General features: G+C 32.7%; 7 protein-coding genes. 2 read left to right on the top strand and 5 right to left on the bottom strand.

The window, feature by feature from the left end; all coding sequences use genetic code 11:
- Positions 1-244 (top strand): site-specific integrase (locus CLCOS_RS00170; RefSeq protein WP_153042888.1); only part of this gene is annotated, 244 nt, incomplete at its 5' end.
- Positions 245-382: 138 nt separating this feature from the next.
- Positions 383-1,411 carry a 3-deoxy-7-phosphoheptulonate synthase gene (locus tag CLCOS_RS00165; protein WP_063602421.1) on the top strand — a complete coding sequence of 343 codons (1,029 nt, stop codon included), beginning with the start codon at positions 383-385 and terminating at the stop codon, positions 1,409-1,411.
- Between the two features lie 182 nt (positions 1,412-1,593).
- On the opposite strand, the gene CLCOS_RS22205 is transcribed toward CLCOS_RS00165, so the two are convergent.
- From CLCOS_RS22205 to uvrA, 5 genes are all read right to left on the bottom strand, one after another.
- Complete coding sequence (locus tag CLCOS_RS22205; protein WP_193756600.1) at positions 1,594-1,743, bottom strand: hypothetical protein; 150 nt, start codon at positions 1,741-1,743, stop codon at positions 1,594-1,596.
- Positions 1,744-2,439: 696 nt separating this feature from the next.
- Complete coding sequence (locus CLCOS_RS00160; RefSeq protein ID WP_063602420.1) at positions 2,440-8,064, bottom strand: cell wall-binding repeat-containing protein; 5,625 nt, start codon at positions 8,062-8,064, stop codon at positions 2,440-2,442.
- A gap of 284 nt (positions 8,065-8,348) precedes the next feature.
- Complete coding sequence (locus CLCOS_RS00155; protein ID WP_063602419.1) at positions 8,349-9,476, bottom strand: response regulator; 1,128 nt, start codon at positions 9,474-9,476, stop codon at positions 8,349-8,351.
- A gap of 24 nt (positions 9,477-9,500) precedes the next feature.
- Positions 9,501-11,246 (bottom strand): sensor histidine kinase, encoded by a 1,746-nt coding sequence (locus CLCOS_RS21230; protein ID WP_343217883.1) that lies wholly within the window; start codon positions 11,244-11,246, stop codon positions 9,501-9,503.
- Between the two features lie 288 nt (positions 11,247-11,534).
- Positions 11,535-14,039: an excinuclease ABC subunit UvrA gene (gene uvrA / locus CLCOS_RS00145; RefSeq protein WP_063602423.1), complete on the bottom strand. Its 2,505-nt coding sequence runs from the start codon at positions 14,037-14,039 to the stop codon at positions 11,535-11,537.
- Positions 14,040-14,058 lie beyond the last annotated feature (19 nt).

The following is a 14,058-nucleotide window of genomic DNA, read 5'->3' as shown; positions in this document are numbered from 1 at the left end:
TCTTGATTATCTTATGAAAAAATATTGTTCTTACTCTAATATTCATGATAAGAGTAAATATCATTTTCATGCTCTAAAACATACTACAGCAGTTCATTTAGCAGAGTCCGATATGGATATAAAAGAACTGCAATGGTGGCTCGGACATAGATCTGTTACTAATACAGAAATTTACTTTCAATTTACGACCAAGCAGCAGGAGAAAATGTATTCCAAGCTTGAAGAAAAAAGTGAAATGGTCTAGAAATATCTAAATTTAAAGCTAAAGTGCAAATATAGCATTTTAGCTTTAAGTTTATATTGACATAAAAAAACTAGATGATATAATTACATAAATTGAAACTTAAATCATATAAATATCTTAAAGAAAGGATTTAAAAATATGAGTATGGAATTTATTAAAAAAATACCTACAGCACAGGAAATTATACAAGAAATGCCTCTGCCAAATCATATTAAAGAAATTAAAAAAAATAGAGATATTGAAATAAAAAAAATTTTTCAAAATGAAGATGACAAATTTCTTCTTATAATAGGGCCCTGTTCTGCAGATAACGAAGATTCTGTTTGCGAATACATTGGAAAGCTTGCAAAAGTTCAAGAAAAAGTAAAGGACTGTATTATCATTATACCTAGAATATATACAAATAAGCCAAGAACCACTGGTGAAGGATATAAAGGAATGGCTCATCAACCAGATCTACATAAAAAGCCAGATTTAGTTGAAGGAATAAGAGCAATTAGAAGGATGCATATAAAAGCATTAAGTGAATTTCATATGCCTGCTGCTGATGAAATGCTGTATCCTGAAAATTATAAATATCTTTCAGACATGTTAAGTTATCATGCAGTTGGAGCTCGTTCAGTAGAAGATCAACAACATAGATTTACTGTAAGCGGTATTGACATGCCTGTAGGAATGAAAAATCCCACCAGTGGAGATATTCATGTAATGTTAAATTCCATTAAAGCAGCACAGCTTGGACATTCTTTTATTTATGATGGTTGGGAGATTAAAACAAGTGGAAACCCTCTTGCACATGCTGTTTTAAGAGGAGCAGTAGACTCTTATGGCAGAAACATTCCAAATTATCATTATGAAAACCTGACTTATCTTGCTAATGAATATGAAAAACAAGGATTATTAAATCCTGCTATTATTGTAGATACAAATCATGCAAATTCAATGAAGCTTTATAAGGAACAACCGAGAATTGCAAGAGAAGTATTAATGAGTAGAAAATATAATTCTACGCTAAAAAAATTGATTAAAGGATTTATGATTGAAAGCTATCTTGTAGGAGGTAAGCAAGACGTAAATGATAATATTTATGGAAAATCCATAACAGATCCATGCCTGGGCTGGGAGGATACAGAAAATTTAATTTACTATATTGCTGAAAACGTGTAAATTTACAATAGATGAATTTATTTGGACATACATGAAACCTAAGCTTAAACTAAAAGTGCCTCACACCTTAGGTTTCGTGTCTATACATATTTCCATTTCAACTCTAGATGATGTCATAGAACATTTCCACAACAAACATTTATACAAATAATCAAGTTTGTAATAACTTGCCCTCAAATTATCTAACGTGATAAAAGCCAAGTTATTGAAGATACTATCACAAATATCATTGTCTCTATTATATAATATTTCATATCTCCTTGTTTAATTATTTCTTCTTCCACTATTTTTTCTTCTATTACTTTTTCTTCGATTATTATCCTCCTCTGCAAAATAAGATAATATTATATCAATAAACATAATTGTTAATGTTATATATTTTTTGGATAATTTACATTTTTATAATACTATTAGTTAAATAAAGATGCAAAGTAACAAAATAACAAAAATGCCTTTAATCAGTCTTCATTTTTTAAATAAAAAGAACTATAAATAGATTAATTAAAATCCACTTATAGCTCTTATATAGTAGAGCACATAATAATCTAAGTTGCACCATTATAGATAACATATATCACCTTATTATGATGTTTCCACCATAATAAAGCAGTTCACCACCTATAATGATGGTTTCCTCGACTATATAAAATATCTACACAACTATATACAACCTCTCGGCTATATATAACCATCTCAACACCTCATATAATTTTAGCTCGACCCTATATCATAAGTTTGAACCTTAATATAATCAACTTTAATCAACTATATTAAAGCTTTTCCCCACAATATAGAATCTTCCCTCTGACCATATATAAGCTATTTGTACAATAACCTATATACAATCGTTGGCCGATTCATATATACCTCTAATTGAAGCACATATAAATCTTGACTCAACTGTTATATACCCTATGCTATTATAGTAACCTTTTTGTTTTTATTATATACTGGTAATTTTTGATTAAATTTAGACAAAATTTTTTTAACTCCCATTAACCTTTTTAAAGTTAATGGGAGTCTATTAATTACTTACCAATTATTTGAGATATCTGTTGTTCAATATTCTTATCTACTACACCCTCTCCACCAAATATGGTTGCTCCAGATAATTTTCTATCTTTCAAATATGAAGTTTGGTTATCTGACAATCCTGTATTAACTAAAACGATTGGGGCATTATGCTTTCCAGCATATATGCTTCCAGCAAGTGCATCCGGAAAATTATTACCCGATGCTATACATGCTTCATTTCCATCTAACTTAAAATACTTTCCTACTTCAAGAGAAGTTTCATAACGGTCTGATCCACCTATTCTCGTAATATTTGACTTCTCTATTGGTATAATCTGTGCAACAGTATTCTCAACTTCTGTGTCTATTGATCCCTGCAATCCTATAATAAATACTTTAGTTGGATTTATAGTTGAAATTTCTTTCTTTATTGTATCTGAAATTTCATTTTTTCTAACTAATAAAATAGGATATTGGTTTACTGCTGCTATATTAGATATTGAAGCTGCATCTGCATAATCCTCTCCCGAAACTATAACTACAGGAGTTTCTTTATTTACATTTAACTTTTCTGCTATCTTTTCTGAAGTTTCATATCTGTCTGCTCCACCTAGTCTTGTAATATTCTTAAAACCATTAGCTGTAACTTTATCTTCAAATCCTTTGCTTACTGCTCCGTTTCCTCCAAGCATATAAACCGAACCTGTATTATCCATGCAGGATTTAATATAAGATATTACTTTTTGCTGATCTTCATCTGTACTTCCTACAAGCAGCATTGGGGCATTTAATTTGTATGATAGTACACTTCCTGACAAAGCGTCTGGATAATCTTGTGCTGAAGCAATTACTACATTTGAAATTTTCCCTGGATAAGCTGCCTTTGCAATATCTAAAGCTGTATCTATCCTATTTTGTCCGGACAAACGCTGTACTCCTGTTACTTTACTTGAAGCATCTTCTTTATTCATTCTTATATCCCATTTTACGATTTCCTTTTCTACAGAAATTGTAGGACTTACATATTTATAGTACCCATCTTTATTTACTACTACGTAGTAATCTGAATTTGGAAATACCATGAATCCATAGGCTCCATTGCTGTCGCTTACTTGTGGATTCTTGTTATTATTAGGTTTAAATCCATCTATGCCAGGCAGTGGTACTTCTGTATCTGCTTTCTTCCCTGCAGCTTTATTTCTATCTGTGTTTGCATAATATAGTGTTACATTTGCTCCTTCTATAGGTTTCCCTGTAGATACATCTGTTATTATTCCATAAGGGTCAATTAGCTTACTTTGTAAGCCTACTTTTCCGTCTGTTCCAACATTAACTTCCATCGTTCCTATAACAATCTTCTGTCCATTTCCTAAATCATAAGTTAAATTAAAGTTGTTAGTTGTTCCTTTTGCTAAGCTTTCAATTTTAACTGTTCCGTCAGTTCCAATTGTAACCGGTGTTCCTTTATCTGTGGTAATACTTAATTTTGAAACATCTGTTAAACCACTTACAGTTCCATCTGGTGCTTTTAATGCTGCTATCTCTGAAGCCTTCATTGAAACTGTTTTGTTACCACTGCTGTCAGTAGTTACACTAGCTGTTATATTTGAAACTTGACTTTGTGAATTTCCTTCCACTACATTACCTGTAACAGTAGTTTGATCCGAAGTACCTCCTGATGAACTACCAGAACTTCCGCCGCTATGAGAATCTGGCTTTGATATAAAAGCTATATCGAAATCACTTTCTGTACTTCCCGGAATCATTTTTATGCTTACATTATAGTTTCCTGAAGTAATAGTGTTTCCAGCTACAATAATAGGACTTGATACAGTAACTGGAAGTACTACACCAGCTATCAAATTTTCATCGGTTATATTAGTCTTTGGAAATTCTCCACTTATACTTTTGCTTCCTTTGCTTATAGTTACATCAACTTTATCTGTATTTACTGAATTAACATCACTTAATAGAGCATCCCTTGTTTCATTTGGAAGTTTAAAGTGATATCCACCTGTCATATTTGGTGTTACATCTAACTCATTTACTGTTTCTACTGGTTTTCCTGTAACCTGTATTGAAAATGAGTTTCCAGATGGAGGTGTGTATGCTTCTACTTTGTATGTCTTTCCATTTGTCAAACCTGTTATTTCTGTTCCTATCAATGCTGCTGCATCTGATTCATTATCTGATAATGTTCCATCTGCTTTTACATATTTTACTGCTCCATCTACTGTTACCTTATATTTGCTTCCTATAGTTAAGCCTGTTACTTTGCTGTCTCCTGCTACTGCTCCACTTACTGAACCATCTGCTACTGTTACTGTGCTTGCTTGACTTGGTACATATGCTTCTACTTTATAGCTCTTTCCATTTGTCAAGCCTGTTATTTCTGTTCCTGTCAATGCTGCTGCATCTGATTCATTGTCTGATAATGTTCCATCTGCTTTTACATATTTTACTACTCCGTCTACTGTTACCTTGTATTTATTTCCTGCAGCTATGCCTGTTACTTTGCTGTCTCCTGCTGTTGCTCCACTTACTGAACCATCTGCTACTGTTACTGTGCTTGCTTGACTTGGTACATATGCTTCTACTTTATAGCTCTTTCCATTTGTCAAGCCTGTTATTTCTGTTCCTGTCAATGCTGCTGCATCTGATTCATTGTCTGATAATGTTCCGTCTGCTTTTACATATTTTACTGCTCCGTCTACTGTTACTTTGTACTTGTTTCCTATAGTTAAGCCTGTTATCTTACTATCTCCTGCTGTTGCTCCACTTACTGAACCTTCTGCTACTGTTACATTTATTACTGGTGTTGTATCTGTTACTGTAATTGCCAAGTTTTGTGGATTTCCTGCACTAAAGTTAAAGGTTAAAGTTGTTGTTCCTGTACCTTGTTTTGCCAGGTAATCCTTACTTATATTTATTGCACTTCCACTTGTTGTATAATCAACATCCTTTACTAATGCAGTTGCTCCATTTGTAATACTTGTAAGAGTATTTCCATTTAAACTTAATGTAGTACTTACATCTGTCTGCTTTGCAGTATTCTTATCAAAACTCCTTATTGTCGGATTGATTGTGGAATTTTGCGTCAGCACAGATTTCTTTACTGTATTGTTATCAGTAATATACAAATTTCCAGTGCTGTCCACTGCTACTCCATATGGTGCATTCAATCCAGAAGATACTGAAGATGCTAAGGTTGTCGTATTTCCTGATGTATCCACTTTCATTATTATTCTTAGCTGCGAATCAGTAATATACAAATTCCCAGTGCTGTCTACTGCTACTTCCTGCGGAACCCACAATCCAGAAGAAACTAAGGTTGTCATATGTCCTGATGTATCCAATTTATCTACTGCCATCATATCTCTATCAACAATATACACATTCCCAATGCTGTCCACTGCTACTCCACATGGAGTCATCAATGGAAACATCAATCCAGGAGGTGAAGAGACTAAGGTTGTCATATGTCCTGATGTATCCAATTTCTTTATTGCTCTGTTAAATGTATCAGCAATATACACATTTCCAGCGCTGTCCACTGCTACTCCATTTGGACGATTCAATCCAGAAGAGACTAAGGTTGTCATATGTCCTGATGTATCCAATTTCTTTATTGCATTGTTATTTGTATCAGCAATGTACACATTTCCAATGCTGTCCACTGCTACTTCAGATGGATAATTCAATTCAGAAGAGACTAAGGTTGTAATATGTCCTGACGTATCCAATTTCTTTATCGACTGGTTATCTGTATCAGCAATATACACATTTCCAGTGCTGTCCACTGCTACTCCCAATGGATTACTCAGTCCAGAAGATACTATGGTATCCATTTCTACAGATGCATTTGCTTGACTTGGTACATACGCTTCTACTTTATAGCTCTTTCCATTTGTCAAGCCTGTTATTTCTGTTCCTGTCAATGCTGCTGCATCTGTTTCATTATCTGATAATGTTCCATCTGCTTTCACATACTTTACTGCTCCGTCTACTGTTACTTTGTATTTGCTTCCTATAGTTAAGCCTGTTATCTTGCTGTCTCCTGCTGTCGCTTCACTTACTGAACCTTCGGCTACTGTTACTGTACTTGCCCCTGATGCTGTTACTGTAATCCTTGAAACTCCTATAGTATTGTCTGCAGATGAATATGCTAAAATTACGTAATCACCTAATTCTGCAGTTGGATCCACAGTTATTTTTATTGTTGGAGATGCCTTTGGTTGTCCATTTTCATCTACTATTGGATCTACATTTACTTTTCTATTTTCATCCTCAGAACGCCACTGTACTGTTTTTGATGCCCCTGTACCATCTACTGCTACCAATTGTAATGATCCACCTTGTGGTACATTAACATTAGTAGGACTTACCAAGGTTACTGCTGCTGTTCCTGATGATGGTGGTACTGTAATTTTTGTAAATGCTGTTTTGCTATTATCAGCTGCTGCCTTTGCATAAATTATATAATCTCCTGGAGGTGTACTTGAAGATACTGTTACTTTACCATTTTGATCTACTGTTACCATTCCAGTGTAATCTTCACTTCCCCAAGTTACTGTTTGATCTGCTCCTCCTGTCACATCTACTGCTGCTTTTAATTGCACAGTTCCACCTTTTGTTACGTTGGCACTATCTGGAGTTATTGAAATTTTATTTACTGGTGATGTTCCTGATGGTGATACTACTCTAAATCTTGCACCTCCACCTCCCGATAAGCCAATTGGCAAAGCCGAAACTTGATACCATCCTAGTGGCGTATCTGCTGCTACGCTTAATAATCCATTCTGATCTATTGATAATTTTGAAGTTGCAGGGCCTCCTCTATCACCTGAAACACTCCATTGATATGTTTGAGGGTTTTCTGCCCCAGATACTATTGTTGCTGAAAATTGTTTTGTGGTACCTTGTACTATATCTATATTATATGGAGATACTCCAACCACTACTGGTTGTGGTGCTGGATCATAATTAAATACATCCCAAAAATTCATAGGACTGGTACCATAAGGGGTAGTTACTCGTACATCTATTCCATATCCAGCTTGAGGTTCATATACTGGTGCTGCTGGTACTATTGCTGTAATTTCTGTATCACTTACAACCGAAAAACTTGTTGCCGGAATATCCCCAAAATTCACAGCTGTTGCCCCATTAAAAAATGTTCCTATAATAGTTACGCTAGTGCCTCCTGACCCTGCACCTTTATTGGGACTAATTGACGTAAATGATGGTGCTGGAACATAAGTAAATTGGTCATTACTACTTGTCGCTGGTTTAGAATCATAATACCCTACTGTTATATCTACTGTACTTCTTCTATCTTGAAAAAATGCTATAGGTGCTGTTACTACAATTTCTGTATCACTTACAACTGAAAAACTTTTTACCTCAGTAGTTCCAAAATTCACCACTTTTGTTCCAGTAAATCCTGTTCCTTTAATAGTTACACTTGTTCCTCCTAATGCTGTACCTATACTTGGACTTACTGATGTCACTGTTGGTGTACCTCCTGATACAGTCTCTTCTGCTGCATGTACACTAGCTGAAGTAAATACTGAAAGTATGCTTACTGTAAACAAACATAACAAGGAAATAAAAAATACTTTCTTGATTTGAACTTCCATTAATTAATATCTCTCCTTTCTTCTAAACCTTTAGGTCTTATTTTGTATTACATTATTACTTAAAAATATAATTATTTTATCATCCCCCTTTACATGAATAGAGTTTCCACAGAAAGCCGTCAAAGCTAATTTTTACTATATTTTACTAACTTAAATTTTTATTGCTCTTTCCGATTTTAGCAAATACTCCATTATAATTTATTCTACAACATGGAAGTAAAAGAAAAGTAAAAGAAAAACGAGGTATCAGAATCAATCTAATGCCTCATTTATATTTACTAAACCTAATTATTAAAGCTATTTATAAGCTTTCCATACAAATCTGTCATAGCTGCTTCTGGACATATATCAAGTTCCCTTTTTAGCATTCTTACATAGCTTTCATAATGTTTCATTAATGATTTTTTATCCTTTTGCACTGCAAATATATTCATAAGAATACAATTAGGCTCCTCTCTAAGTGGATTGATTTTAATCAATTTTTTTAAAATATAAGAAGCTTGTACCATATCACCATTATTAAAATAATACTTTCCTAGTTTTTCTAATAAATTAAAATAATGATTTAGATATTTTTCTCTTTCTGCGATACTCCAATAATATACCATATCTCCTAGTAAATCCCCAACATAAATTTTCTCTACAGCTAAAGCCTCTTGAAGGTTTGATGAATCTATTTTATTAAATTTCTTAATTTTTTCTCTAAAATACATAAAATCCACATAAAAATCACTGCATTCCAGCTTATACGTCCCATTACTTGATATAAGCAGTGAATTTGAATCATGGGGCTGAAGAGCTTTTCTAAGTTGATACACAGCAGTTTTTAGATAGTTTTCGGCATTTTTTAAGGGCATGCCCTGAAATATATCTTCTATGATTATGTTCTTTGATATATTCCACCCTTCTTTTACAAGAAGATATACAAAGAGTTCCCTGCTCTTAGAAGAGAGCCATTTTACAGTACCTAAACTTTTGCTATTTACATCTATACCTCCAAAAAGATAAACTGAAATATTTTTTTCTTTTACCGAAGCTTTTTCAGTTAATAATTCTCTTTTTTCAAAGGCTCTCCGTATAGTACGCTGCAGCCGTTCTGCTAAAATAGGTTTTACAATATAATCAAAAGCACATATATCAAAAGCTTCCACCGCGTATTCTCTATATGATGTAATAAACACAATATCCGTGGAAGGACTTGTCTCCAATATCTTTCTGGCCAGACCTACCCCATTTTCTCCTGGAATATTTATATCCAAAAATATCATATCTATATTACAATTTTTTATAAATTCCAACACATCCCTTGAACTATCAAATGTATTTACTATCTCAACGCCTTCAATTTTGTTTAAAATTCTTTTAAGGATAAGAATCATGGCTTTATCATCATCAACAAGAATAACTTTCATAAATTTATGCACCTGCCAATCTGTTTAAGTATTTAGGTAACTTTTACCTGATAAAATTGTAAAATAAAATGTACTTCCTTTACCTACAGTACTTTGTACCCATATTCTACCGTTATTTTTTTCAATAAATTCCTTACAAATCATTAAACCAACGCCTGTACCTCTTTCTCCTGAAGTTCCAAAAGTAGTATGACAACAACCAGAATTGTTAAATAAGTTTTCTATTTTCTCCTCTTCTATTCCTATACCATTATCACTGACAGCTATGGTAACTATTCCTTCAAATTCCTGTGCCAGTATCTTTATAGTTCCGCCAGTATTGGTAAACTTTATTGCATTTAAAAAAAGATTTCTTAATACAATTTCAAGCATCTCTCTATCTGTATAAACAAGAATATCCTGTGGAATTTCATAAGATATACTTATTTTCTTCAATTCAGCCTTTTGTTTTAAAGATTCTAGAGAATTCATGGCTATATCTAAAAGTTTCCATGAAAGATTATTGCAAATTACCCCATCTATTTGACTTCTAAACCATTGAAGCAGATTTTCAACCATTTCATAAGTACTTCTGGTATTCTCTTTAATCTGATATAATATTTCTTTATTTTCTTCTTTGTAAATATCCTCCTCATCTTCTAAAAGTTCTAACAAGCTTAATAAAACACCTATTGGAGATTTAATATCATGTGAAACTATAGTGAATAGTCTATCCTTAAAAGTATTAAGCTCAGATAATTTTTCCCTCTGCAGCTCAATTTCAGTAATATCAGTAAAAATTAATATTTTTCCAATTATTTCACTATCTTTTTCATATGCATTACTAATATTTAATTTATAATATTTTAATTGCTCTTTATCTTTTATACTTATTAAACTTTCATTATAAAAGTCACTATTTAAAACCTTTAGTATTGTTTCATATTTCTTCAATACTTCATCAATTTTTTTGTCCCCTGCTTCTATGTCCTTCAGTTCTGGAATAATATTCTTTGATGCTTTATTAAGATTAACTATATTATTTTCATAATCTAATATTATAACGCCTTCTGACATATTGGAAAAAACTTTCTCCATTGCTATTGGTGTAAGTTTTAAAAATTTAAATTTTAATATAGCAAAGCTGCACATTACCCCTGAAATAGATAGTACAAGTGGACATAGATCCACATCAAATGGCAGTAATTTCAACATATAGATAACATCTGAAATCCAGGGAATTATCCAGGCCACTATTAAAAATAATATCTGTTTTTTTACAATTGTTACCGCTTTAAAATAAGCTATTATAAAAATTAATAAACCTATAAGCATTAGAGCATATGTATATGCAATATTTACCCAATACCAGGGTCCTTCTACTATTCCTACAATAGGAAAAGGACCATGAGTATCCATATATAATTTTTTGTAAAACAAATGATGGAAATCATTTGTATAATTCATTATTAACACAATAATAGGTATAATATATAGTAATATTAAAGTACTCTTCTTAATTTTCTCCCTGTACCCAGTAAAATTAAGTACACCAATTAACCAAAGAACTCCTAAAAAAGGCAATCCTAAATATTCAAATTTAATCCAAAACTTTACTTTTTCAATACTTGTACATAATATTTCAAATGCATATCCAAATTCATAAATTGAAACTGGAAGTAAAAACATCCAAACATATGGCTTATTTCTTTTCCAAGAAAAATACCCTATACAAAGTAGCACTAATGTAGACAATAATAGTAGCAAACTAAAATAATAGTTTATCTTCAAAAACATCACATCTCTTTTCCATTACAAAATTATAAGCTTTCTCCAGATAACAAAATCCATAAGCGTCTTTGAGGCGTCCTATACTTTTTATTTTGCTGGCTAATTATTGCAAATATGTAAACGTGTTAACTTAATTGTTACATTTATTTAATAATACAACATTTAATACACCTGATTCAAGAAATTATTTTCCATTTTCATACTTAAGAATATTTCTAGCAAATTAAAGACGCCAACTCACTGATTACAATAAGTTGGCGTTATGTCATATCTTTATCTGATGTCTATTCAACATCTTGTTAAATTTTTTATACTTTCCATTTGCTTAATAGCTCTTCCAGTAAAGCTTTTCTTTGACTCAATAATATCTTTCAAAGTGCCTTCTGCAATAACTTTACCTCCATCTTTTCCACCTTCTGGCCCCATATCTACTATCCATCCTGCTGCTTTTATAACATCCAAATTATGTTCTATAACTATAAGAGTATGCCCTGATCTAAGAAGTTTATCAAAAATAACAAGCAGTTGGGACACATCATGAAAATGCAGTCCATTTGTAGGCTCGTCAAAGATATATACAGTCTTTCCTTTAGCTTTTCTGCTGAGTTCCTTTGCAAGTTTTACTCTTTGAGCCTCTCCTCCACTTAAGGTTGTGGCACTTTGACCAAGCTTTATATATCCAAGTCCTACTTCTTTTAAAACTTCAAGAATTAAATGTATATCTTTGTAATCTTTAAAAAATTCTGATGCCTCATTTGCATCCATGTCCAGCACGTCAGCAATATTCTTTCCATTGATCTCATTTTTAAGCACTTCTTCTTTAAATCTCCTGCCTTCACATTCATCACACTCTATCCATACATCTGGTAAAAAGTGCATTTCTATTTTTATCTGACCCTGACCTTCACAATAGGGGCATCTTCCTTTTACTGAGTTAAAGCTGAAATAATCAAAGCTCATATGGTGCTCCTTAGCATATTTTGTATTTGCAAAGACTTTTCGTATTTTATCAAACACTCCTATATAAGTAGCTGGATTAGATCTTGGAGTTCTTCCTATAGGCTCTTGTGAAACATTTATGACCTTATCTAAGTTTTCATATCCTAAAATTTCGCTGTAATGTTCTACTTTATTATCCGCTTTATTTAATAAATTTTCTAAAAGAGGTTTTAAAGTTCTGCTTATTAAGCTGCTTTTTCCACTACCACTGACTCCTGCTACAACATTTAATGTATTTAACCTGAAATGTGCTGTAACGCTTCTTAAATTATTTAAATCTGCACCTTTTATTATAAGGAATCTATTATTTTCTAAATTGTTATACATAGTATCATTGACTTTTAAAGTTTTAATCAAATATTTTCCCGTTAGTGAATTACTATTATTTTTAATAGCATCTAAGCTTCCCTGTGCTATTATTTCTCCACCTAAAACCCCTGCATAAGGGCCTATATCCACAATATAATCTGCATGCTTCATTATTTCTTCATCATGTTCTACAACAATTACTGTATTCCCCTTATCTCTTAACTTTAAAAGTGTACTTACTAGCTTTTCTAAATCACGGGGATGCAGTCCTGTTGATGGCTCATCTAAAACATAAATTATACCTGTAATCTCACTGCTAAGCTGGGCAGCCAGTCTCACCCTTTGGCCTTCACCTCCAGATAAGGTAGGTGCACTCCTGCTTAAAGATAAATAATGGAGACCAACATCATTTAAAAAAGATAATCTTTTATATATCTCCAAAATTATTTCCTTTGACATCTTGAATATAGAATTCGGAGCATGTTCATATACATCTTTGATAAAGCTTAAAGCTTCTCTCACAGACATATCTGAAACCTCCGATATTGTTCTTTTTCCTATCCTGACGCTATTCGCTTCTTTTGATAGTTTTGTACCCTTGCAGACACTGCAAGTATCGAAGCTCATAAATTGTGCATACTTTTTTCTTGTTACCTCGGAATCTGTTTCATAATAAAGTCTAGTTAACTCGGTAACAATTCCTTTAACAGGTTTAAGTGTAGTTTTACCTCCCATTATAGATGGATACTCTAACTTTTCTTCTCCTGATCCATACAGTATTACATCTTGAAAACTCTTAGGTAAATCTCTCCAGGGTGTTTCAATATCTAAATTATAATGATCAAATACAATATCTAAAGGTCCTGTTGGCCATGTAGTTTTATTATTTTCTCTAAGATTTCCAAACCAATTAACAGCCCCATCTAAAATACTTAAGCTTTCATCACCAATTAAAAGCTTTAAATCCACTTCCTGCGTGACACCAAGCCCCTTACAATGAGGGCACATTCCCTGAGGAGTATTGGAACTGAAATGTGCTGACATGAGAGGTTTAATAAAGGTATGACAGTTAGGACATTCACTTTTGCTATTTTTATAAAGCAGTGTTTTTATTTCCGTTTTACAATTTTCACAGGTTCTAATCCCTATTCTGGAATATAAAAGACGCAGGTAATCAGAAATTTCCGTCAAGGTTCCAACGGTAGAGCGCGGATTGCTGCTTACACTTTTTTGCTCTATGGCAAGGGATGGGGTTAAGCCTGAAATATATTCAACCTTTGGCTTTTCAATTTTTCCCACACTTCTTTTTGCAAAGGTGGATAAACCTTTTATAAATCTTCGTTGTGCTTCAGCGTGTATTATATCAAATACTAAAGTAGATTTACCACTTCCACTGACTCCAGTAAATACAATGAGTTTATTCTTTGGCAGTTTCAAAGAAACGTTTTTAAGATTATGCTGCTTTGCACCTTTTATAACAATCATATTATCTTCAGATTCTTCA

This window comes from Clostridium coskatii (genome assembly GCF_001675205.1).
Classification (GTDB): domain Bacteria; phylum Bacillota; class Clostridia; order Clostridiales; family Clostridiaceae; genus Clostridium_B; species Clostridium_B ljungdahlii.
Note: the sequence above shows the minus strand (reverse complement) of the source record. Positions and strands in the feature narration are given on the sequence as shown.

Coding starts and splice junctions, on each gene's coding strand:
- CLCOS_RS00155 (WP_063602419.1), bottom strand. CDS start 9,476: ATGAAAGTTATTCTTGTTGATGATGATAAAGCCATGATTCTTATCCTT.
- CLCOS_RS00165 (WP_063602421.1), top strand. CDS start 383: ATGAGTATGGAATTTATTAAAAAAATACCTACAGCACAGGAAATTATA.
- uvrA (WP_063602423.1), bottom strand. CDS start 14,039: ATGATTGTTATAAAAGGTGCAAAGCAGCATAATCTTAAAAACGTTTCT.
- CLCOS_RS00160 (WP_063602420.1), bottom strand. CDS start 8,064: ATGGAAGTTCAAATCAAGAAAGTATTTTTTATTTCCTTGTTATGTTTG.